Source organism: Asticcacaulis sp. P2_C5, assembly GCF_056404555.1.
Genome location: NZ_JBFUDU010000006.1, coordinates 147,876 through 170,778, shown reverse-complemented (window position 1 = coordinate 170,778; position 22,903 = coordinate 147,876). Strand labels below are relative to the sequence as shown.

Genomic DNA, 22,903 nt, shown 5'->3' with positions numbered 1-22,903 from the left:
AATATTTATACTTATAAATTAGCCAATAATTTACGATGATTGTGCAAATTGTGAACAATAATATTAACATTAAATCGTTGTTTACATAAAATATTTAGCTTGATTGCCGCTATTAACTTTAATTTCATGGCGCGGTGTTGAACTGATCACGTCAACCGATTTCAGGAGACGCGCAAAACGCGCGGTAAGATCACAATGACCACCTCGATTATCGAAAACGAAGCCATGTCCCTGCCGCTGCCGACCCCCGAAATGGGCGGCGAAGAGCTGTTCCGCCTGGGCATGATGTATTCAACCGGCCAGGGCGGTGCACCGCTGGATCTGGTTTCGGCCCACATGATGTTCAACCTGGCCTCCATGCGTGGTTCGCTGGAAGCAAGCGTCTATCGTCGCGAGCTGTCGCGCGAAATGGACCGCGACGCGATCGCCGAAGCCCAGCGCGCCGCTCGCCAATGGATCGACCAGGGCCGTATCGGCTACGCGGCCTAAAACTTTTTTAGTGTGCGCTCAGGCGCCGCGCGGGCTTACCTCGCAACGGCTCGGGCGCGCGGTCGCGCTTGCCGGACCTTGCAGGTCCGGAGGCAATAATCCGCACCGTAGGTAGAAAGAGCTTTTTAACGTGTGCTTAAGTACCACGCGTAGCTTCTGGCGATCAGCCGCCGAAGGTTTTGTAGGTAAAGTAGTTGAGTATGCCGCCGGGGATCAGGTTGTTGACCCACTGTTCCATAATGACTCCGGCTTCTGCGATATTGGTGCGCGGAACATAGACGATGTCGAAGCGGCGTAGCGCCGTCATGCGGCTGGCGCGCCCCGACAGGGGATCCTGCAGATCGACCGTGCGCAACATGGCCTCGCCATTGCGCCCCCGCCGGATGATCATGACCTGATGGCCCTTGGCCGAATGCGTGAAGCCGCCGGCCGCCATGGTCGCCTGCAGCGCATCCATATCCGCCAACATGTCGATCCAGCCGGGGTTGCGCACCTCGCCGCCGACCAGCACACGCATCGGCGCCACATCACCCGGATAGACGAAAACCAGTGGTTCGCGCAGGATAGTGGCGTAGGCGGTCTGGACAATAGCCTGAAGCTCTGGCGCGCTCTTGTAGGCCGCCATGACCTGGCCGATCAGGCCCAATGTAATGCGGCCGTCCGGCCCGACCTGGGTCTGGCGGCTCAGTTCCGGCGCCGACGGAATGACGATTTCCAGCTTGTCGCCGGGATAAAAAAGATATTGCGGCTCGGCGTCCGACCAGGTCGCAAAAGCGATATCGCCGGCCGGCGGCATCCGGTCCTGCCGCGATCCCAGATTAGACCAGGGCATATCGGCCATGGCGCCACCCGCCGCGCCTGTGCCAATAAGACCCATGCCGGCCAAACCCAGTCCACTGAAAAGCTGTCTGCGCGTTATCATGACGCCGATCTTATCTTGAGTCGCTGCCGAGTTGGCGCTTCCGCGAGAATTTTGAAGCCTCATTAACTAGCATCGCAAATCGTAAACCTTCGTTAACGCAATCTTCCCTAAACTTATGATCTTACGCTTTTATTAAGAGTCGGCGGGCAGCGAAAGCAACTAGCCAACGGGATAAGAATCCATGCACCCTGATGATACGTGGGACGACGAGGACGGGACGGTTGTGTCCCTGAAACGCCGCGCGCAAGGGAAAAGCATGACGGCGGAAGCCGCAAAACCGAGAACCGGCGGTGGACGGCTGCAATTCGGGATGGAAGACATCCTGGGTTTGCTGCTGCGTGAAATCTGGCTGATGCTCCTTGTTTTCGGCGTCATATTCGGCATCGGTATTGCGGCGGCCATGTCCATGGCGTCGACCTATACGGCCAGCGCCAGTCTGCTGATGCAACTGGGCAAGGACTATGTCTATGATCCCCTGGCCGGCGACGCCGCCCGCGGCGCCACGGCGACGATCGACCAGGTCGTCCAGTCGGAAGGCGAAATCCTCAACTCGACTGAGCTGAAAAAGCGCGTCATCGCCAAGGTCGGCTACAAGGTCGTGCTGAGCGATACGCCCGCCCTGTGGAACCCGAAGACCGACGCCCAGCGCGCCATGGCCGACGCTGCCGCCCTGAAGGTCCTGCAAACCGGGTTTGCCATATCGACCGCGCCGCAGAATAACGTCGTGCGCCTGACCTTCAAACATGTCGACGCCATGTCGGCCTCATTGATCCTCAACACGCTGATCGACGAGTACCAGAGCTATCGCCAGCAGGTGTTCACCGATTCGGTCGGGCCCGCCCTGCGCAAGACCAAGGCCAGCTACGAGGAACAACTGAGCGGTGCCGACGCGGCGTTGCAGGCCTTTCTGACGCAGCACGGGGTCGGTGACTTTGTTACGGCCAAGGCGACCTATTCCAGCGTTTTCGACAAGGTGACCGGTGACCTGTATACGGTCCAGTCGCAACTGGCCGAGGATCGGGCGAAGCTCGGCGAAATCAAGGCCAATCTCGCCGGCCTGAGCCCGGAAATGAGCGTCGAACGCGACCTCGATCTCAGTGTGCCCAACAAGATATTTGCCCTCAAGCAACAGCGCCAGGAACTGCTGGCGCGCTATCTGCCGACCGCCCAGCCGGTCAAGGATATCGATGCCCAGATCGCGGCCTATGAGCAGTTGATGAACTCCGGCCAGGGTGTCGGCGAACAGGCGCACAAGCTGGGAACGAATCCGATCTTCCAGGACCTGACGACGCAAAAGCTGAACCTCGAAGCCGAACTGGCGTCGCTGGAAGGCCGCCGCAGCCAGCTTCAGGCCCAGGCTGATGACGTCACCCAAAAGCTGCAATTGATGCAGGGGCTGGAAGCGCAATATAACAGCCTGTCGTCCAACCGCGACGCCCTGCAAAAGAACATCGGCATCTTCACCGAACGGATTCAGGAAAACGACGCCCAGCACCAGATGGCCGACGGCACCGATGATGCGGTGCGTGTGGTCGAAAAGGCGTCCTTGCCCGACAAGCCGAAGAGCTTCAAGAAGATCGTCATGATCATGTCCTTCCTGTTCGCCGGCTTTACCGCGTTGTGCGCCGGGGGCTTGCGGATCGTGACCCGCAGGGGGTTTGCCAATGCGGGCATGGCGTCGAAGGCGCTGGACCTGCCGGTTCTGGCGACAGCGGGCGTCAAGCACGACGACAGGGGCGCGCGAGCGGCTTGATTGCGCCATCGGGCTTTGCGACAGTGACAATAATGATTCGAAGCGGTGCGTGGGCAGGTCAGTGAGTTTTCGGCCATATGGTTGATCTAACAAAAGAAATGGCTGATCTGATGTCGGCGCTCGGGCGTCCTCAGACGCGCAAGGGGCGCGTGCTGATGTTCGTCTCGGCTATTTCCGGCGAAGGCGTGTCGACGGTCGCCCGTGAATATGCACGCTGCGAAGCGGCCTTTGCCAAGCGTCCGGTCTGGCTGATCGATGCCGACCTGGGCCGGCAGACTCAAATGGCGGCCCTGACGAACGATCCCCACCGTTTCGGTCCGCCGGGCAATCTGAGTTCGGCCTCTCCCGACGGTTCGGTTTTTTTCCGCCTGGCGCCACCGGCGCTGGATCCGCGCGGCGAGGCGATTGCCGATGAAAAATACCTGGTCGCGCGTCCCTTCCTCGACAATCGACTGTGGGTGACCCGGTTCCGGTCGAAAAATATGGCGCCGGGCCAGCGACCCAAGCTGAACGATCAGTCGCCCTACTGGAATGCCCTGCGCAGGCACGCCCAGACCGTGGTCGTCGACGTCCCGGCCATGGACCGGTCGGCGGCCGTCCTGCAACTGGCGCCCCAGGTCGACGGCATCATTCTGGTGGTCAGCGAAGAAGAGGGCGACGTCCAGGCCCGCATCGACCTGAAGAACGACATCGAACAGATTGGCGGCAACATGGTCGGCATCGTCTATAACCGCGCCCGGTCGACCCGGGGAGCCGTGCGGCGGCCAATGGGCCGGCTCGCGGCGCTTTAGCCCGCCGCGCCCCGTCATGCAGGCGCTCGACGACTTCATCGACGACTGGCGCGGGGCATGGTTGTCGCTGGCCTGCGGCGTGGCGCTGCTGCTGGCGTTTTCCCAGGCCTGGCAGGCGCCGTTGTTCGGCTACACGACCGATCAACTCAGTTCGGGCGCGCTTATCCGTTATTTCTATTATCCCTTCTATCTGGCGGGCCTGGTTCTGGCGTGTCTCAGCTGGCGGCGGCTGATCAGCGCCACCTGGCGCACGCCGCTGCTGCTTCTGCTGCTATTTCTATGCGCAGCGTCGTATTTTTGGTCGAGCAATCCCGGCGACACGGCGCGGCGCTTCATCGCGCTCAGCATGACCATGCTCAGCGCCTACGCCATGGCGGCGCGCTTCAGCTGGCAAAGGCTGAGCGAGGTCATCGCTATCGCCTTTCTGATCATGATGGTCTTCTCGATCGTCTTCGCCGTGGCGTTTCCGCACCTCGGCCGGATGCAGGAGCTGTTTGTCGGCGCCTGGCGCGGCGTCTGGCTGGAAAAGAACAATCTCGGCGCCAATATGGCGATCGGTTTTGTCGCCGCGGCCGCGGCCGGGCTTCATAACCCGTCGCGGCGGATTTTCTGGGGTGTCGTTGCCGCCCTGATGGTCGTTGTCCTGGTGCTGTCGACCTCCAAGACGGCCCTGGTGTCGGTTGTCCTGGGGATCGGTGGCATAGGTTTCATCTACCTGGCGCGGCGCGGGCCGATCATCGGCATATTGCTGTCCTGGCTGGCGGTGACCGTGCTGCTGATGCTGGGTGCGTTCGTGCTGTTTTTCCCGGAGCACCTGTTCCTGCTGCTGGGCAAGGACGCGACCCTGACCGGGCGGACCTTCATCTGGGAAGGCATATCACGCGTCATGGAAAGCCGGCCCCTGCTGGGTTACGGTTATGGTTCGGTATGGAGCGACGAGAGCCAGTACGCGCCACTGGCCAAGATCGTTCAGGTGGCCGGTTTTCGCCCGTACCACGCCCATTCGTGCTGGTACGAGGTCTGGCTGGCGCTCGGGATCGTCGGACTGGTCGTGTGGGGGCTGGTCTTCTGCGAAGCCTGGCTCAAGGCTCTGTACCGGACCTATCGCGGGTCGGGCGGCTATTTTGCCCTGCCGATGCTGGGCATGTACAGCCTGTCGAGCCTGACCGAGAGCCAGGCTTTGAGCTGGAACGACCTGCGCTGGTGCCTGTTCGTCCTGGTCATGGTGAAGGTATCGCTGCGTGGCGATGAGGACAGCGACGCGGCTTTTTGAGCCTGGTCGTCCGTTTCAGGCGGCCCGCGAAGCAGCCGGAGCCGCCATCAACGCGCGCTGGGCGCCGTCCGCAAACGTGACGAAATCGAAGCCCAGTTCAACGCCACGTGCCACGATCCGGTTCAGGGTCTCCGGCGTGCAGCCCCAGTCCGACGGGCTTTTGCGGACATCGTGCGTATACAGGACCAACCAGCTCGACGGCGTGGCGTGTGCGCGTTGCAGCCACTCCATGGCCGTCTGTTCGCCGCATGTCCCTTCGATCCCGACGCCCGGCGCCTGGTTGAGGTCGGTGCCGGCAACGATCAGACCGTGATGCAGGGCGCGCGAGGCGAGGTAACGCTTGTCGACCACCGCCTTGGCCTGGGGCGAGACATCGCCATAGGGATAGGCAAAGGTGCGCGGGGAGGGCACGCCCAGATGTCTCAGCACGATCTGGTTTTCCTCGATATCCGCTTCGATCTCCGCGCCGGAAGCCCGGCCGCAATCGAGATGGCTGTAGGTATGGCAGGCGATCTCGAACCCGGCGGCATGCAGGGCGCGGATGTCGTCACCGTCGGCATAGCTGCCAAGGTGGCTGTCGCGGCCCATCAGGCCGGCAGAGATGTAATAGGTGCCTGCTACGCCGTGGCTGCGCAGGATGGCGGCGCCATTACGCGCCGCCGATACCGGGGCGTCGTCGAACGAGATGGTCAGCATAGGCCGCGCGACACTGGTCATCTGGGCCGGGCGCGTGTGGGTCAGGCGGGCGAAGCGGCGGCGCAGCTTGCCGTAGAGCGAGGTGTCGGCGCTGTAGGGGACTTCGGACATGTTACACGACCTGGGCGTAGAGAGCGGCACGATAGAGACGCAAAGACAATGCGCGCAGTTTGAGCGGCGCGAATTCGAGTTGCGCGAAGGATTTCAGGGCCGGGCGCAACAGGCCCAGGCCCGGTATCTTCTTCAGCAGGCGCGCCACCTTGTAGCTCGGATACTGGGCTACGACGTCGCGATGACGGGCGATGACGCGGGCGAAATTGGCCACCGACTGCTCGTACTTGCGCGCCAGCGTATCGGCGCGATCGAGCCCCATATGGGTCGCCGTATTGTCGATATGGTCGACGCCATAGCGGGCGGCGACGCGCATGGCCCATTCGACGTCTTCCCAGCCCCAGCCGGTAAAGCTGGCATCGAAGCCCTCGGCCTCGAAGACGTCGCGGCGGACCAGCAGGTTCGAGGTGAAAACGTATTTTTCCGGCTGCAGCGACCGCGTGTCGGCATCCAGGCAATCGCTCTTGGCCGCCATCATCCGGTGAACCGCAAAGCGCCGGTCTTCGGGCGCCTGGATCAGCGAGAAACCGCCGAACACCACAGCGACGTCGCAACGCGTCTCCGTCAACCAGGTGTCGAGAAAGCGGCTGTCGTCGGGCAGCATGTCGGCGTCGAGGAACAGGAAGTAGCGTCCACGCGCCGCCGAGGTCAGGCGGTTGCGCCCGCGCGCCCGGCCTTCGTTTTGCTCCAGGGTGATCAGTTCGCAGGCCAGAGGTGAAGAATCCAGAAATTCAGAAATTTCACGGGTGATCTCGGGCATCTGCGAACCGTCATCGATCAGGATGATTTCGATCTCGTGCGGATCGCGAGTGTGCAGGGCCTGCAGCAGGGCGAGGGGGGATTCCTTGTAGAAGGGAATCAGCACCGACAAACGCGGTTCGGCGGTCAGGTGGGCGGCGTTGCGCAGCGGCAATGTCTGGCTCATGCGATGGCCCTCGCGGTCAGTTTGTGAAATACCCGTGTGCACAGGTCGCGCACGTCGTTGAGATTGAGCAACCAGGCCAGGACGCCATAGATCGCGATGCCGGTAATGGCCTTGAGGATCATGTCGGCCGTGTCACTGCCCATATCGCTGGCAAGGTGAGGCTGAAGATCAGGCATGAAAGCCAGCAACTGGTTTAGGGCCAAAGGTGTGGACCAGAGATGAGGTTGAGAACCAGGCATGATTGCCAGTACGGCCATCATGACGGCGACCGCGCCAGCGCATTTTGCCATGTGACCAAACGGAACCGGGAGGGCGAGGGTGCGCAGGCCCAGTAGCCACGACGCCACGAGACCAAGAGCAAAACTCAGAGCACTCGCCAGAGCCGCACCGACCAGGCCCATGAGCGGAATCAGCAACAGGTTGAGCACGATATTGCTGACCGCAGGCACGGCCATGGCGACGACCAGCAGCCGTGTCTTCTTGGCCAGGGTAAAGGCCTGGAGGAAATAGTAGGTATTAAGCCCCGACAACAGGGCGCCGAACGCGATCAGCGGCGTGACGCGCAGGGCTTCGGCGCGCAGGTCTTCGCCGATCAGCAGGCCACCCAGGGCCGGCGCGACCATGATCAGCCCGCCGACGGCCGGGAACAGGATAAAGGTCATCAGGCGCAGTTGCTGGCGCGCCGCGTCCTTCAGTCCGGCTTCGCCGCCGGTTTCCAGCGCATGGACCATGGCGGGCCCGCCGGCGGCGCCGAACCAGATGAACAGGACGTCGAGGATGCGCGAGGCCAGCGAAAAACCGGCGTGATAGGCGCCCGCTTCGCCGGCATTGAGGAAGTGGGCGATCAGGAACCGGTCGACCGTATAGAGCGCCAGGGTCAGGATCAGGCTGGCCGAGACCGGAAAGCCATAGTGGAAATAGAGGCGCGCCCGGTCGCGGTCGAATGTGCCCCGGACGGCGCGGCCCCAGTCTTCGCGAACGATAAAGGGCAGGGTCATCAGGGCGATCAGGCCGGTGCCGAGGATCGGCGCGCCGCCGCCCAGGCCGGCCCAGGCACACAGGGCGCCCAGGCCGAAACCGCCGGCCGTCTGCACCATGTCGATGACGGAGGCCGGGCCGACGCGGCCTTCGGATTTGCGTTGTTCCTGGACCATCTTGACCAGGGAACGCGAGACGACTGCGCCCAGGCCGATGCCGATGGCCATTCTGAACGCCTGGCCACCGGGGCTGAACGTCTGCCATGCCCACAGGCCAAGCGCGCAGGCAATCGCAAAGACAACAAAGACGCCGATGAAGAGGCGATACAGCGTGCCGTAAAGTGCCGGGGCCTCGGCATTGTCGCGCCCTTCAGCCGGATAGAAGCGCGCCATGGCGGCTTCGATCCAGGTGAAGACGAGGGTCTGGGCCAGGGAACTGACGCCCATCGCCATGGCATAGTGGCCGTATTCCTCGGGCGACAGCAGGCGCGTAAACACCGTCAGGGTGGCGAAGCCGATCAGACCCTGAAGGATATTTGCCGGAAGGTAGCCCAACAGGCCCTTGAAATACATGCGCGTCGTCTGGTCCTGGTTAGTCGCTTGCTCAGCGCACGGTCTTGGCGTCGCCGAGCAGGCAGGGAATGGTCATGGCCATGATGTAGAGGTCGAACCACAGGGAGTGGCGTTCGATATATTCGACGTCGAGCGCGATACGGCGGCGGACGTCGTCGGGTGTATCCATGGCGCCGCGCGAACCCTTGATAGCGGCCCAGCCGGTCATGCCGGGCTTCATGCGGTGGCGCCAGGCATATTCGGCAACCAGGCGGGCGCTCTCGTCGGGACCGGTCTTCATGCCGATGGCGTGCGGGCGCGGTCCGACCAGCGACATCTCGCCCTTCAGGACGTTGAACAGTTGCGGCAGCTCATCGAGGCTGGTCTTGCGGATAAAGCGGCCGATGCGTGTAACCCGCGGGTCGGCCTTCATGATCTGCTGGGCGGACGTATGGTCGGTCATATGGGTGTACATGGAGCGGAATTTCCACACCATGATGGCTTCGTTGTTGAAGCCGTGACGACGTTGGCGGAAGAAAACCGGACCCGGGCTGTCGAGCTTGATCGCCACGGCCACCGCCGCCATGATGGGCGCGAACAGGATCAGGGCGATTGTGCCGATGATCAGGTCCTCGACCCGCTTCAACAGTTCCTTGCGGTCGTCTTCCGAGATACCGGAGACGCGCGTCAGCGGCATGTCGGCCATGCGCGACAGGGCGGCTTCACGGTCGGTTTCGGTTTCGACATCGACCAACAGCGAGACTTCGTTGGGCAGGCTGCGCAGCTTTTCGATGATGTCCTTGACGCGCGCCTTGGCCGAGGTGTCGATGGCCACGACGATCTGGTCGACATAGGGCGTGATCTTGTGGGCCAGCAGGCTCTGGACGTCGCCCAGCACGGGCACGCCGACAATGGCGAAGGGGTTGCGCGCCAGGCGATCGTCAAAAACACCCAGCACATTGACGTCGCGGCGCTCGATGGCGGTTTCGATCAGCTTCTGGGCATGGCGGGTCGCGCCGACGATGATGATATTGGGCGTCAGCTTGCCCTGGCGGCGCCAGCGGTCGACCAGGCTCCACCACAACATGTGCAAGGTGACGAAGAAGCTGAGCACGGCGATGAACCAGAAACGCAGGGCGCCGGTGACATTGTCCTGATTTGGGGCAAACTGTGCCAGCCAGAAACCACCCGCGAGCGCCCCCGCCAGAACACAGAACAGCTTGGCCATGTGTTTCAGCAGATGTTCGTTGCGCCCGAAGCGATAAAGGCTGCAGGCGCTGAGCGCCCAGAAGGTCACGCCGGTGACAGCCAGAAAGGGCAGGCTGTCACCCAGGGGGGCTGCCAGAAGGCCCTGCGGCGTGGCCGGTAGGGCTGACAAAAGTCCAAAGAATACAAGGGCCAGCATGTCGACGGTGCGGAACAGCCGGACGAACATGTCGCCGCTGCGGCGTTCGCGACGCGACACCAGTTTTTCGGGCCTGAAGGGGCCCCGGCGCTCACGCGGATCATAAATATCCGGATCAGCGACGGTCGCCTTGGCGAGCATTCGGGGCGATAGGGCGTTCATGACCTTAGGCTGGGCTTTCTGTCCTGTAGAACGACATTAGGCGATCGGGCTTAGGCTTCGGTTAATTTGGCACAGGTTTTCCTGTTTGTTGGTTGCGCGTGCAAAAACGAGGCCCGGCCTGTGCGGTATAGACGTAAAAAAACCGGCAGGTGCGAAACTTGCCGGGATTGTTTGAGCGCGTAAAACAGGAAGACGGATCTGACCGATCAGGCCGCCTCGGGTGCTTTCGGTTTTTTCGGCGCCTTTGTCGGATCGCTGGGCTGGAAAATCCGGGTCACGACCGCGGCGTCCTGCGCGTTGCGGTCCTTTTTGAGCTGGTCCATACAGGCGGACAGATCGCTCGCCCGGGCGTCGGTGTCGCGAACACCGGACTTGCTGACGCCGCGCGCCATAAGGACCTTGTCGGCCAGGGCGACGGCGTTCAGCCACATATCCTTGTCGCGACCATCATTGCGGCCTTTTGCCAGGTCGAACATCTCGTCCTTGGGAAACAGCAACTGATAGGTCAGTTCGCTGTAGTCCAGGCCGCGTGAGTCGCCGATGCGACAGTCGTATTTCACCGCGGTTACGTCGCTGTAAGGATAGACCGTCGTTTCAAAGCCATGGGCCGTCAGGACGTGGCTTTCCAGCCGGTCAGGGAAAACCGTGACGCGGCATAGGCTGACCACCCACAATGCGACCACGATCGACGCGACGGCCACCACGCTGATCCAGAGCGGGAAGTGCGGAATCTTGACGTTCAGAACCTGGCTGCGCCCTACCAGAAGCAGGACCATCAGCCAAAGACAGAAGCCGAGCCATACAAAGGTATAGCTGGTCGGCCACCAGAACAGGGCGGGGCCCTCGGACGCCGGCGGGTGGAGATGCCCGACCACCGCGCTGGCCAGGCCGAAGATCAGGGCTGACCCGATCATGACAAAGTGGATACCGTCGCGATCGATACGTTTCAGTTGCTCAAGCATGGTCGGGTTCCGGGTGAGGCAACGCTCTTACTGCGATGACGACGCGCGGGCAAGGGGTGGAGAGAGGAGTTGAGAGCAGGACGCAAGGGATTGGCTCCGCTTCGCTCCGCCGAACTCGCGATGTGCTACGGCACATCACTCGTTTGATGCGTCGCGCTTTACGCGACTTACCCCTGCGGGGCGCCTTCGGCGTCGCTCGCCCTTTCGGGTCTCGCCGAACCCGGGTTCGTAATCCCGTCCGCGATATCAACAAAAAAGCCCGCCCCGAAGTGGGGGCGAGCTTTTTAGTTGATGGCGGAGACGCAGGGATTCGAACCCTGGGTACCCTTTTAGGGGTACGCTCATTTAGCAAACGAGTGCCTTCAGCCTCTCGGCCACGTCTCCGTTATGGCTCACTTATCAAGTTCGATTTTAAAAGGCAACCAGCGTTGCGCAAAACTTGTGAGTGGTCTGTGAATTCCTGGCCTAGAAACGCATAAACAGGTTCTTCAGCCACAACGGACCGGCCTTGGCGACCTGCTGCCAGTCGGCATCCTCCTCGACATCGGGCGTATAGCCCCACGGGCTGAAGACCTTTACCCGGCCGACGCGGAAATTGCTGACGTGACGCGTCACCACCGTCAGGCCGTGAACAAGGGCCGTCGCCGCCAGAAGTGCGTCGCGGTCGGCCTTGGGATCGGAGAAGGGCAGGGCGGCGCGCTTTTTCACTACAGCCGCGTCGACCGCCAGGACCCGGCCGTCGAAAGCATGCATCACCTGGTCGTCCAGCCAAGTACGCAAGGCATCGCCCAGCGGCCGGTCGCGGCGCTCGGCGCTGGCCACGCCGCTCTCCAGCTCCAGCAGGCTGAGCGCCGATATATACATATTCTGTCGCGCCACGCTGGAGGCCCAGTTGACGACGCCGGGATCGGCCTTGCCCGACTTGGCCTTGCGCAGCTCCGCAACCACAGGTGTGTCCAGCAGGTACATCAGAAGCCCTCCTCGCGCATTTCCCAGCCGCTGCGCGCCGATTCGAGCTCGACCTCGGCAGCGGGCGCATCCGCCATGGCCAGCAGGTCGACCAGGCTTTCGGTCTGGCCCGTGATCTGGCGGAAGGCCTCGAAGCTCATCAGCACGTGCGACGGCCGGCCGCGGTCGGTAATAAACACCGGCTCCGTCCGCGCGGCGCGTTTGGCGCGGCCGACGTCCTGATTGAAATCGCGGCTGCTGATAGTGGTCATGGTGTTGCCTGGGCTACAAAGGGAAGCAAATCAATGTAGGTACATTACTACATCGTGACGCTTTCGCAACACAAAATTATCCAATGAATTAAACGGGTTAGAAAACGATCGCGATGAAATATTTTGTTTGACGGCAACGCAAAACCTGTCATTCATAGTGCTACGATTTACAGACGCTCCGCAGATGCAGGGGGCCTTTTCTTTCCCGGCAGGTGTGCGCTTGATGGCGAGGCGGGCAAAGACAGCGCAGTCCTGAGTTTCAGGGCCAGCATGTCCTAATTGTCCTGGGGCGCGGTCAAACGTCTGACAGGTTGTTGTTTGTTTTATTGCGTACGTCTTCTTCTCTAAGTCCCCCTTGAGCCCTGGTGTCCCGAGCGCCAGGGCTTTTCTTTGCCCATTTTTCGAGATGGCTGAATGTAGTAACGTACCTACATTGTGTCGGTTGGGCCACAGTAAAAATATCTAATAAAATAAGTGGGTTAATGGTGGTGGCGAAACGATATTTGCCATTGACCTGTGTAAAAATTCTGTAAGTTTAAGACGGAAGCCACGCTGGCTCGACATAACATTACGTACTTCAGGGAATACAACCATGATCTTAGAGTTCGCCCCCGCGGAGCTGCTGCAAAGCGCGCTCCACGAGATAACCAACGTCCTGTCGCCGCACGGCCCGCTGGGACCCGACAAGTTGACCAAGACCTACGCCCCCGGCGATTTCAGCGTCCACTTCTTCCTGCAACTGGCGGTTATTATCGTGACCTGCCGTGTCGTCGGCTGGCTGGGTCAGAAGCTGCTGGGCCAGCCCCAGGTGGTCGGTGAAATGATTGCCGGCGTTATCCTCGGGCCATCGCTGTTCGGCCTGTTCTTCCCGGACATCCAGGGCGCCATCTTCCCCAAGGAAATGAAGAGCGTCCTCTATTCGGGCGCCCAGTTCGGCGTCGGCCTCTATATGTTCATGGTCGGCACCTCCTTCCGTGGTGACCATTTCAAGGCCAAGGGCAAGAGCGCCATGTTCGTGTCGCTGGCCGGCATTACCGCGCCCTTCCTGCTCGCCATTATCCTGGCGCCGTGGCTGGTCAAGATCCCGGGCCTGTTCGCCGACGGCATTTCGACCGGCAATGCGACCCTGTTCCTGGGCGCCTGTATCGCCCTGACCGCCTTCCCGATGCTGGCGCGCATCATCAATGAACGCGGCCTGGCCAATTCGTCGCTGGGTACCCTGTCCCTGACCGCCGGCGCCTTTGATGACGCCGTGTCGTGGTGCGTCCTGGCCATCGTGCTGGCGACCTTCGGCGCCGGCCCCGGCGTTGCCGTTCTGGCCATTGCCGGCGGTGTCGGCTTTGCCCTGTTCGTCGTCTTCGTCGGCCGCAAGCTGCTGGCGCCACTGGGCCGCATGGTCGAAGAACGTGGCGAGATGAGCCACACGGTCCTGGCCATCACCATGATCTGCTTCTTCCTGGCTGCCTTCGTCATGGACGCCGTCGGCATCCATGCCATCTTCGGCGGCTTTATCCTGGGCACGGCCATGCCGCGCGGCAAGTTCGTTGAAGAACTGAAGAAGAAGGTCGAGCCCTTCGCGGTTATCGTCCTGCTGCCGATGTTCTTCACCTATTCGGGCCTCAATACCCGCATGGACATGGTCAACACCCCCTATATGCTGATGATCGCCGGCGTTATCCTGGCGGCCTCGGTCGCCGCCAAGTTCCTCGCCTGCTGGGCTGCCGCCCGGATCAGCGGTGAAGACAACCGCACGGCGCTGGGCATCGGCGCCCTGATGAACTCGCGCGGCCTGATGGAACTGATCATCATCAATATCGGCCTGCAAAAGGGCATTATCGGTCTGCCCCTGTTCGCCATGTTGGTCATGATGGCCATCATCACCACGGTCATGGCGTCGCCGGTCTTCGAACTGGTCTACGGCAAGAAGGCCCGTGAAAGCGGTGAACTGGACGCCGTTCCGGACAATTCCGCCGCCTAGGCCAAACGCTTCTTCGTCCCACTACAGCCCCGCTTCGGTTCACCGGAGCGGGGTTTTTTCTTGCCAAGTCTCGGGCCGGGCTACAGGGCCAGAAGAACCGCGCCGGCCGCGATCAGCCCGCCGCCTACAACCACCTTCCAGGTCAGGGCTTCCTTGAGAAACAGCACCGAGGCGATAATGACCAGGACAACGCTCAGCTTGTCGATGGGGGCGACGCGTGACGCCGGACCCCATTTCAGCGCCTGATAATAGCACAGCCATGACGCTCCGGTGGCCAGTCCCGACAGGACCAGCATCGCGACGGCATAGGGCGACAGGGACGAGACCGGTTGCCATTCCTGCCGCGCCGTCACCACGATGACGATCAGGCCCAATATTATGACCGTACGGATCAGCGTCGCCAGATTGGCATTGATTGCGCTGACCCCCAGCTTGCCGAAAATGGCCGTTGCGGCGGCAAAGGCGGCGGAGGCGAGGGCGAACAGCACCCAATGATGGTTTTGTGTCACAGCGTTTCCTCCGCACAATACGCAGCCTATAGCATGTTTGCCCGGCTTGTCTGGCCTCGGCCTGCATGCCATAGTCGCCGCACGCGATACGGCCAACAACAGACGGAATATGTGCATGGGCTACGGCCGCTTGGGTTTCAGTATAGCGTTGTGGCTGATGGCCGGGGCGGCGTCGGCCGCCAATATGCAGGCTACGCCCGATCCACAGGAGGCCGGCGCCACAACGCCGGCGGTTGACGACACGGCCAAGCCGCCTATCCTGGTCCCCAGCGGCGCCGAGACGAAGCAATATAATCCGGCCACCGGCTTCCCCGAACATAACGGCGCCCTGTCGGGCATGCTGATCGTCATTCCCCAAAGCGAAGTCGGTGAATTCAACAAACCGGCCGGCAGTGAACGCCATCTCGACCGTGTGGCGCGGGCCGAGGCGGGGGCTGTCCTGGCCATCAAGCTGGTCTTTGTCGGTATCCAGCCCGACTGGGAAGGCCATGTCGACATCAATTACGACCTGAGCATAACGGCGCCCGACGGCAAAACCTATGGCGAGGAATACCGCAGCCTGAGCGGCGTCAAGGGCAAGGTGGTCTCGGCGGAAGGCGTGTTCGACAATCGCAACAAGATCGTTTTGATGCAGTTCGAGGGGCAGGACACGCCGGGCGTCTATACGATCAAAGCTGTGGTGCACGACCGCGTGGCAGGCCTGGACCTGCCGCTGCAGACCCAGGTCGAACTGATCGAAAAGGCGCCGGCCATCCCGGGTATCAATGTGCCGGATACGACACCGCCGGTCACAGCTGCGCCCGCCACGGACGGCAATATGGCGCCGATCCCCGATCCGGAAGTCAAGGCCAAGCCCGTCCGCAAGGGCAAGAAGAAATACCGCCGCCGCAGACATTAAGAGCAGATTTATGAGTGAAGACACCGATACCATTCTACCCGCCCAAAGCGACCTGCCGGCCTGCGTTAGCCTGGTCATTCCGGCGCGCGAAAAGGATCTCGGCGGCTTCACGGTGCGCCGTGTCCTGCCGTTCGCCAAACACCGCATGGTCGGGCCGTGGATATTCTTCGATCATATGGGGCCGGCCGAATTCGCGCCGGGCCTGGGGGTAAATGTCCGCCCGCATCCGCATATCAATCTGGCGACTGTCACCTATCTGTTCGACGGCCATATCCTGCATCGCGACTCGCTGGGCACGCGTTCGGTCATCGCGCCGGGCGACATAAACCTGATGGTGGCGGGCAAGGGCATTGTCCATTCCGAACGCGAGGAAGATTCGGCGCTGGACGTGACCCGCAGGCTGGACGGCCTGCAGCTTTGGCTGGCCCTGCCCGAGGCCGACGAAGAGATCGATCCGGCGTTTTTCCATTACGACGCGGCCGATATTCCGTCTTTCGACAGCGATGGCGTGTCTGTGCGCGTCATGATGGGCGCGGCGTTTGGGCTAAGATCGCCCGTCAAGACCTATGCCGAGACCCTGTATGTCGAGGCGAAGCTGTTGATCGGCCGCACGCTTCAGGTGCCGATGGGCGTGGCCGAGCGCGCCATCTATGTCTGTTCGGGCGAAGTCGGCATCGAAGGTCTGCGCCTGCGCCAGTATGAGATGGCGGTGCTGACTCCGGGCAAGCCGGTGTGGGTCGATGCGATTGCCGGCGCGCATCTCGTCATTGTCGGCGGCGAGACCCTAAGCGATCGCCATATCTACTGGAACTTCGTCTCATCGCGCCCGGAGCGGATCGAGCAGGCGAAGGCGGACTGGAAAGCGGGCCGGTTTCCGACGGTGCCGGGCGACGAGCTTGAATTTATACCGCTGCCGGAATAGTCTCGGCAGGCATCAAGGGGGATGGGCGTGAAATCTGCTATTTTTACCGTGGCCGCTCTTATAGCGGTTGGCTTGGGCGCTGGGCCGGCCAATGCCGAACTCGCCAAGACCGCAACCATGGACTGCGGCGCTATTTGCCTGCATGTCTGGCCGAAAATCCTTATTCCTGACGGCTGGGCGTTCGACGCGCAGTTCAGCAACGCCAACAATGTCAATTTTATCTATCCGCTCAGCGGTCCGGCCAATACGGCCATCTATGCCGGCGCTCTGCCGGCGGACCAGCAGGCCGACACGATAGAAGGACTGATTGCCGATGACCGCGCCTATATCCTGCGAACGGCACCTCCGGGTATGACCGCACAGGCTGGTCCGGATTTTACGACCCAGGACGGCCAGGTTCTGCACAGCATTGCCTACGTTCCCGGCAAACGCGGGAACTGGGATATCACGGCCTATGGCGAAGAAGTCGATCCCGATGGCGGCGCCCGCTACTATCTCACCTTTACGCTCAGCGCACCCACCCTGGAACTGCGCGAGCAATACCTGCCGGTGCTGAAGACCATTATCGCCGCCTATCACAAGTGAACTGTGCGTTGCAGCCGGCTTTGCAATTGACACGAGCGCAATCCGATAAACGGGGCCGCCCGTGCGGTGGACACCACTTTTCGGATAAATTGCGCGACCAAGCAAAGAATTAGAGCAAAATGACGTTTCTATCTAAAGTCATTTTGCTCTAAATGACGCTATGCGCGCGCGTATCAAACGATTCACCCATGCCCTGACCCTGCCGTCGGCCCATGATTGCATTGGCTGGTGGGAGGTGCGACGTCTGCTCTATAACCTGATCGTCATGCCGGTCTTTGCCCTGTCGGTCGGACTGAGCCTGTTATGGCTCGGAAAAACAACGTTAGAACAGATGTTAACGCGCCCGGCCCTGGCGGTTGTGACCATGGCGGTCGTGTTTTTTGTCATGGCCAATCTGGGTTACACGATCGGCTGGGCCAGCGAAATTCTGTGGACGGGCGGTGAGACCAGCATCACGCGGCCCTATCGCAAGCTGATGTTCTGGGTCGGAACCACAGCGTCAGTTTTGCTATGCCTTGTGCCCCTGTTGGGCGTCGTATTTCTGTTCCTTATCGGCGCGGTGTCTTAGACTCTGGTCCCGCCCCACATGCTTTCATTACGGAATCGTAATGCGCCACATCTTTACAAACGCAACCATCTGCGCTTGGTTCAGATCTTGGCATTGTAAAAGGGTATTGGGCATGAAGATGCGAATGATCGCGTGGGCCAGCGTTGCGGCGCTGATGACAGCATTGGGCGCCACGACGGCCGTGCTGGCCGAACCTGTCGCGGCCGCGCCGACCCCGCCGATCGCCGAACCGCAGAATATCGCCTATCCCGGAACCCTGACCGTGGCTGTTGACGCCACCGATCTCGACCGCCGCATCATCAATATCAAGGAAACTGTACCGGTGGCGAAGGCCGGTGACCTGGTCCTGATGCTGCCCAAGTGGCTGCCCGGCAAACACCACGCCCAGAACGGAAATATCCAGCGCATCGCCGACCTGCATGTCACCGCCGGCGGCAAGCCCCTGACCTGGATGCGCGATCCGGTCGATCTCAACGCCTTCCATATCGACGTCCCCGCAGGCGTGCAGGCGCTGGATGTCCAGTTCCAGTACCTGGCGCCGATGGCCGCGACCACGGCCGCCCGTGTCGTCGTCACTCACGACATGATCGACATGCAGTGGGAATTCGCTTCGCTGTATCCCGCCGGTTATTACGCCTCGCGCATTCCGGTCCAGGCGCAGATTACCTTGCCGTCGGGTTGGGGTTACGCCACGGCGCTGGATACCGACAGCAAGAATGGCGACACGGTGGTGTTCAAGGCGACGGACTACGAAACCTTCATCGATTCGCCGCTCAATGCCGGGCGCTATTTCAAGACCTATGACATCACGCCGGACGGCGGCGCGCCCGTGCGGCTCAACGTCATGGCCGACAAGCCTGATCAGATCGTGGCCAGCGACGAGATCATCGCTATCCACAAGAAGATGGTCGCCCAGGCCTACAAGCTGTACGGTGCGCACCACTACGACCATTACGACTTTCTGGTCTCGGCCAGCGACTGGCTGAGCGATATCGGTCTCGAGCACCAGCGCTCGACCGAAATCGGCATGGAGCCCAAGTGGCTGACCGACTGGAAGGGCCAGTATGTCGGGCGCGACGTGCTGAGCCACGAATTTACCCACTCGTGGAACGGCAAGTTCCGCCGCCCCAACGACCTGTGGACGCCCAACTATCAGGTGCCGATGCGCGGCAGCCTGCTTTGGGTCTATGAAGGTCAGACGCAATACTGGGGCCATGTCCTGGCGGCGCGATCGGGTCTCTACACGCGCGACCAGGAACTGCAGTACCTGGCCATGATGGCCGCCGGCATCGACGAACTGCCGGGGCGTGAATGGCGCGATCTCGAAGACACGACCAACGATCCCGCCATGACAGCGCGCACACCGCAAACCTGGCGCTCCTGGCAGCGCAGCGAGGAATACTATACCGAAGGCTATCTGATCTGGCTCGATGCTGACACGCTGATCCGTGAGAAGACCAAGGGCAAGAAGTCGCTCGATGATTTCGCCCGCGCCTTTTTCGGCATCGACAACGGCCAGTGGTCGACGGTCACCTACAGCTTTGACGATGTCGTCAAGACGCTGAATGGCGTCTATCCCTACGATTGGGCGACCTTCCTCAATGACCGCCTGCATGGCCACGCCGGCGCACCGCTGGATGGCCTGACCCGCGGCGGCTACAAGCTGGTCTATGGAGATACGCCGACCGACTATGCCAAAAATCTTGAAGGCCTGCGCAAGACCACGGGCTTCACCTATTCGATCGGAATTACGATCAACAATAAGGACAACACGCTGGCCGCCGTGCAATGGGACAGCCCGGCCTTCAAGGCAGGGCTGGCACCGGGGGCAACTCTGGTCGCGGTCAATGGCAAGGCTTTCGATCTCGATATCCTGAAGTCGGCCATTACGGCGGCCAAGACCAGCCCGGACCCGATTCAGTTGCTGGTCAAGATCGACGATAATTACCGCACGGTGGCGATCGACTATCACGACGGTTTGCGCTTCCCGAAGCTCGAAAAGATCGACGGCAAGCCGGCCCTGCTGGATGACATCCTGGCGGAGAAATAGTTTGAGACGGGAGGCCTTGCCTTGTCCTGCTCACCCGCTTGCTGTGCAATGGACGCACGCATCCTATTGAGTATTTAGTCCAAATAGAGCCAGTCCTCCACCGCTTGCGGGGGAGGTGCCGCCGTAGGCGGCGGAGGGGGCTGCTTTTAAAACCAAACCCAGTAAGCGGTTGCTCTAATCTTGGATCACGCAGCGTCGGCACTGGTTGGGACGAGACCAACGGCTTAACGTCCCCCCTCCGACGCTTCGCGTCACCTCCCCCGCAAGCGGTGGAGGACTGCCTTTTGTGGGCTGGCAAAGAGCGTTGATAGAGAAACAAGGGCTCCTTCGGCGCTGCAAAACCAATCCCTGTGGACGTGAGACAAAGATTACGAATCCTTAATCCAACCGGTCGCGTTTGTAACCGTTTTGAGATTTACAGCGCGGCCGTTCTGGTCTTGGGTGCGTACTGTTATTCAGTATCACCCGGAGACCCGGTCATGTTCAAACGCACCCTGACGCTTTCTACCAGTGTCTTGACCCTGGCCTTAATGGCGGCGCCTGTCCTGGCCCAGACCGTGCCGCCGCCTGCCGCAGCGCTAGCCACGCCGGCGCTGCCGGTGGCGCAGGACATCGACTATCCGGGCACCCTGCAGGTCCATGTCGATGTCACCGACCTCGAGCATCGCCTGGTTCGCGTCCACGAAGTCATTCCCGTTTCAAGCGTAGGCCCGTTGACGCTTCTGGTGCCGAAATGGCTGCCCGGCGACCATGAGCCGGACGGCGAAATGGCCAAGATGGCGGGCTTTGTCTTCACCGCCGATGGCCAACCGCTGAACTGGCTGCGCGATCCCGTCGAGATGAGCGCCTTTCATCTCAATGTTCCCGAAGGCAGCAAGACCGTTACCGTTGATTTCCAGTATCTGGCGCCGGTCAGCGAAGATATCGGCCGCATCGTCATGACGCCCGACATCGTCAATGTGCAATGGGACTTCGCCTCGCTGTATCCGGCGGGCTATTATGTCAGCCGTATTCCGGTGGTGGCGACGCTGAAACTGCCGACAGGCTGGCAGCAGGGCAGCGGTCTCGACGCGGATATGACCTCGGCGGATAACAGCATCACCTTCAAACCGGTCAGCTATGAAACCCTGATCGATTCGCCGGTCTTTGCCGGCCGTTATTTCAAGCGCGTCGATCTCGACCCGGGCGCCAAGGCGCCGGTGTTTATGGACGTCGTTGCCGACGAGGAATCGTCCCTGGCCATTCCGGACGATGTCGTGGCCATCCATCGTCAATTGGTCCAACAGGCGTACAAACTGTTCGGCAGTCATCATTACGACCACTATGACTTTCTGATCGCCGCCTCGGAGAAGCTCGGTGATATCGGGCTGGAGCACCATCGCAGTTCGGAAAACAGCGTCGAGACGGAATATTTCACCAACTGGAAGGAAAAGTTCGTCGGTCGTGACCTGCTGGCCCATGAATTCACCCATTCATGGAACGGCAAGTTCCGTCGCCCCAACGACCTGTGGACGCCCGACTACCAGCAGCCGATGCGCGACAGCTTGCTTTGGGTCTATGAAGGCCAGACGGAATACTGGGGCAATGTCCTGGCCGCGCGGTCAGGCCTGTTCAGCAAGGACCAGTATCTCGGCCATCTCGCGCAATTGGCCGGCTATTACGACACGCTGAAGGCTCGGCAGTGGCGCGACCTGCAGGACACGACCAATGACCCGATCCTGGCGGCGCGTCAGGCGCAGTCCTGGCCCAATTGGCAGGCCAGCGAGGAATATTATGACCAGGGTATGTTCATCTGGCTCGACGCCGACACCCTGATCCGCGAGAAGACCAAGGGCAGGAAGTCGCTCGACGACTTCGCCCGTGCCTTCTTCGGCGTCCATGACGGTGCCTGGGGGACCGTGACCTACAGCTTTGAAGACGTGGTCAAGGCGCTGAACGACGTCTATTCTTATGACTGGGCGGCCTTCCTGACCGCACGTCTCAACGATCATGGCAAGCAGGCGCCGTTCGACGGCATTACCCGCGCCGGCTATAAGCTGGTCTATGGCGACACGCCGACCGACTATTTCAAGGCGCGCGAAGCCTACCGCAAATATACCGATTTCACCTACAGCCTGGGCTTCCGCGTCGGCAAGGACGGCAATCTGGTCAGCGTCGAATGGGAAGGGCGGGCCTACAATGCCGGCCTGACCTCAGGCATGAAAATCGTCGCCGTGAACGGCGTTGAATTCGATGCCGACAAGCTGAAAGAGGTCCTGAAGGCAGCGGCAAAACCCGGCAATACGGCGCCGGTCGAGCTGTGGATAAAAGCCGACGATCGCTACAAGATCGTCAAGATTGATTACCATGGCGGACTGCGCTATCCGAAGCTGGAACGTATTGAAAATACACCGGATATGTGGGGCGATATTCTCGCCGCGCGCAAATGAAGCTGAGTGTGGATTAACCACGATTCAAGTATTGAGGGTTACTCGGCGTCACCGGCTTTTTCAGAGAAAGGCTTGAGGCGGATGCGGCTGGATAACAGGCCGCCCAAAACCACAAAAGCGATGGACGGCAGTATCCCCCATTGCAGCCCGACCCACATGCTGCCGCCGCCGATAATCAGCGGCGTAAAGCACATGCGCAGCAGCGATATCCACTTGAACGCCGCGGTCATGCGTGGATCGGTCAGATTTCCGACCAGGGATATATAGCCCCACATCAGACCCAGCATGACCGACAGGCCGGCCATGAGGCCGAAATAGAGGGTGAAGACAGGCATGGTCAGTCCACGCTCGCCGGTCAGGCCGTTGACGAATGGCGTCAGGCAGATCAGGCAGAGGAAGATTATGTTCAGGAAGGCGGCGAATTCGTTGAAGCGCTGGACGTAACGGAACACGAAGCGATGCGCCATCCAGTACAGGCCGATGGCTACAAAGCTGATGAAATAGAAGATCAGCTTGGCGGCCAAGGCGCCGATGAGGGTATCGAAGTGACCGTTCCAATCCTCCGGCGCATGCAGTTCAATCGCCAGCAAGGTGATGGCGATGGCGAAAACGCCGTCCGAAAAAAAGATCAGGCGTTCCAGATCGTAGTTTTTTTCCGGCGTGTCGTGCTGTTTCATCGAAATCCTCTTGGGTTGCACCTGCGAGACAGCCCGAACTGCGTTTGAC

21 protein-coding genes and 1 tRNA gene are annotated in these 22,903 nt (G+C 60.9%); 11 read left to right on the top strand and 11 right to left on the bottom strand.

Features of this window, described 5'->3' with window-relative positions; genetic code table 11:
• The first annotated feature begins 195 nt into the window (after positions 1 to 195).
• Positions 196 to 489, top strand: coding sequence for a sel1 repeat family protein (locus AC1DXO_RS12400; protein ID WP_476978462.1), 294 nt, complete (start codon positions 196 to 198; stop codon positions 487 to 489).
• Between the two features lie 163 nt (positions 490 to 652).
• On the opposite strand, the gene AC1DXO_RS12395 is transcribed toward AC1DXO_RS12400, so the two are convergent.
• Positions 653 to 1,411, bottom strand: a complete 759-nt coding sequence (locus AC1DXO_RS12395) for a polysaccharide biosynthesis/export family protein (RefSeq protein WP_476978461.1) — start codon at positions 1,409 to 1,411, stop codon at positions 653 to 655.
• 181 nt (positions 1,412 to 1,592) lie between these two features.
• Between AC1DXO_RS12395 and AC1DXO_RS12390 the strand changes: the two genes are divergently transcribed.
• From AC1DXO_RS12390 to AC1DXO_RS12380, 3 genes are all read left to right on the top strand, one after another.
• A complete protein-coding gene (locus tag AC1DXO_RS12390; protein ID WP_476978460.1) occupies positions 1,593 to 3,164 on the top strand; it encodes a GumC family protein in 1,572 nt (523 codons plus the stop codon).
• A 98-nt stretch (positions 3,165 to 3,262) separates the two neighbouring features.
• Entirely contained in the window at positions 3,263 to 3,955 is a 693-nt protein-coding gene (locus tag AC1DXO_RS12385; RefSeq protein WP_476978459.1) for a P-loop NTPase family protein, read from the top strand.
• Between the two features lie 16 nt (positions 3,956 to 3,971).
• Positions 3,972 to 5,228 carry an O-antigen ligase family protein gene (locus AC1DXO_RS12380; protein ID WP_476978458.1) on the top strand — a complete coding sequence of 419 codons (1,257 nt, stop codon included), beginning with the start codon at positions 3,972 to 3,974 and terminating at the stop codon, positions 5,226 to 5,228.
• A gap of 15 nt (positions 5,229 to 5,243) precedes the next feature.
• On the opposite strand, the gene AC1DXO_RS12375 is transcribed toward AC1DXO_RS12380, so the two are convergent.
• The 8 genes from AC1DXO_RS12375 to AC1DXO_RS12340 form a co-directional block, all read right to left on the bottom strand.
• Positions 5,244 to 6,035: a polysaccharide deacetylase family protein gene (locus AC1DXO_RS12375; protein ID WP_476978457.1), complete on the bottom strand. Its 792-nt coding sequence runs from the start codon at positions 6,033 to 6,035 to the stop codon at positions 5,244 to 5,246.
• 1 nt (position 6,036) lies between these two features.
• Positions 6,037 to 6,960: a glycosyltransferase family 2 protein gene (locus AC1DXO_RS12370; RefSeq protein ID WP_476978456.1), complete on the bottom strand. Its 924-nt coding sequence runs from the start codon at positions 6,958 to 6,960 to the stop codon at positions 6,037 to 6,039.
• Positions 6,957 to 8,510, bottom strand: coding sequence for an oligosaccharide flippase family protein (locus tag AC1DXO_RS12365; protein WP_476978455.1), 1,554 nt, complete (start codon positions 8,508 to 8,510; stop codon positions 6,957 to 6,959). Before AC1DXO_RS12365 ends, AC1DXO_RS12370 begins: the two co-directional genes overlap by 4 nt.
• A gap of 31 nt (positions 8,511 to 8,541) precedes the next feature.
• Entirely contained in the window at positions 8,542 to 10,056 is a 1,515-nt protein-coding gene (locus tag AC1DXO_RS12360) for an undecaprenyl-phosphate glucose phosphotransferase (protein ID WP_476978454.1), read from the bottom strand.
• Positions 10,057 to 10,262: 206 nt separating this feature from the next.
• Positions 10,263 to 11,018 (bottom strand): hypothetical protein, encoded by a 756-nt coding sequence (locus AC1DXO_RS12355; RefSeq protein ID WP_476978453.1) that lies wholly within the window; start codon positions 11,016 to 11,018, stop codon positions 10,263 to 10,265.
• Positions 11,019 to 11,310: 292 nt separating this feature from the next.
• Positions 11,311 to 11,402, bottom strand: a tRNA-Ser gene (locus AC1DXO_RS12350).
• Positions 11,403 to 11,483: 81 nt separating this feature from the next.
• Positions 11,484 to 11,987, bottom strand: coding sequence for a PIN domain-containing protein (locus AC1DXO_RS12345; RefSeq protein WP_476978452.1), 504 nt, complete (start codon positions 11,985 to 11,987; stop codon positions 11,484 to 11,486).
• Entirely contained in the window at positions 11,987 to 12,238 is a 252-nt protein-coding gene (locus AC1DXO_RS12340; protein ID WP_476978451.1) for a type II toxin-antitoxin system Phd/YefM family antitoxin, read from the bottom strand. The genes AC1DXO_RS12345 and AC1DXO_RS12340 overlap by 1 nt, the downstream gene beginning before the upstream one ends.
• Positions 12,239 to 12,830: 592 nt before the next feature.
• Between AC1DXO_RS12340 and AC1DXO_RS12335 the strand changes: the two genes are divergently transcribed.
• Positions 12,831 to 14,216: a cation:proton antiporter gene (locus AC1DXO_RS12335; protein WP_476978450.1), complete on the top strand. Its 1,386-nt coding sequence runs from the start codon at positions 12,831 to 12,833 to the stop codon at positions 14,214 to 14,216.
• An 80-nt stretch (positions 14,217 to 14,296) separates the two neighbouring features.
• On the opposite strand, the gene AC1DXO_RS12330 is transcribed toward AC1DXO_RS12335, so the two are convergent.
• Complete coding sequence (locus AC1DXO_RS12330; RefSeq protein WP_476978449.1) at positions 14,297 to 14,725, bottom strand: EamA family transporter; 429 nt, start codon at positions 14,723 to 14,725, stop codon at positions 14,297 to 14,299.
• A 115-nt stretch (positions 14,726 to 14,840) separates the two neighbouring features.
• Between AC1DXO_RS12330 and AC1DXO_RS12325 the strand changes: the two genes are divergently transcribed.
• From AC1DXO_RS12325 to AC1DXO_RS12300, 6 genes are all read left to right on the top strand, one after another.
• A complete protein-coding gene (locus AC1DXO_RS12325; protein WP_476978448.1) occupies positions 14,841 to 15,623 on the top strand; it encodes a hypothetical protein in 783 nt (260 codons plus the stop codon).
• 10 nt (positions 15,624 to 15,633) lie between these two features.
• The gene (locus AC1DXO_RS12320; protein ID WP_476978447.1) at positions 15,634 to 16,545 is read left to right on the top strand and encodes a pirin family protein; all 912 of its coding nucleotides are present in this window, start codon (positions 15,634 to 15,636) and stop codon (positions 16,543 to 16,545) included.
• A gap of 27 nt (positions 16,546 to 16,572) precedes the next feature.
• Entirely contained in the window at positions 16,573 to 17,130 is a 558-nt protein-coding gene (locus tag AC1DXO_RS12315) for a PH domain-containing protein (RefSeq protein ID WP_476978446.1), read from the top strand.
• A gap of 160 nt (positions 17,131 to 17,290) precedes the next feature.
• Complete coding sequence (locus AC1DXO_RS12310; RefSeq protein ID WP_476978445.1) at positions 17,291 to 17,698, top strand: hypothetical protein; 408 nt, start codon at positions 17,291 to 17,293, stop codon at positions 17,696 to 17,698.
• 112 nt (positions 17,699 to 17,810) lie between these two features.
• The gene (locus AC1DXO_RS12305; RefSeq protein ID WP_476978444.1) at positions 17,811 to 19,748 is read left to right on the top strand and encodes a M61 family metallopeptidase; all 1,938 of its coding nucleotides are present in this window, start codon (positions 17,811 to 17,813) and stop codon (positions 19,746 to 19,748) included.
• A 479-nt stretch (positions 19,749 to 20,227) separates the two neighbouring features.
• A complete protein-coding gene (locus AC1DXO_RS12300; RefSeq protein ID WP_476978443.1) occupies positions 20,228 to 22,177 on the top strand; it encodes a M61 family metallopeptidase in 1,950 nt (649 codons plus the stop codon).
• A 38-nt stretch (positions 22,178 to 22,215) separates the two neighbouring features.
• On the opposite strand, the gene AC1DXO_RS12295 is transcribed toward AC1DXO_RS12300, so the two are convergent.
• Positions 22,216 to 22,854, bottom strand: coding sequence for a TMEM175 family protein (locus AC1DXO_RS12295; protein WP_476978442.1), 639 nt, complete (start codon positions 22,852 to 22,854; stop codon positions 22,216 to 22,218).
• Positions 22,855 to 22,903: the final 49 nt, after the last annotated feature.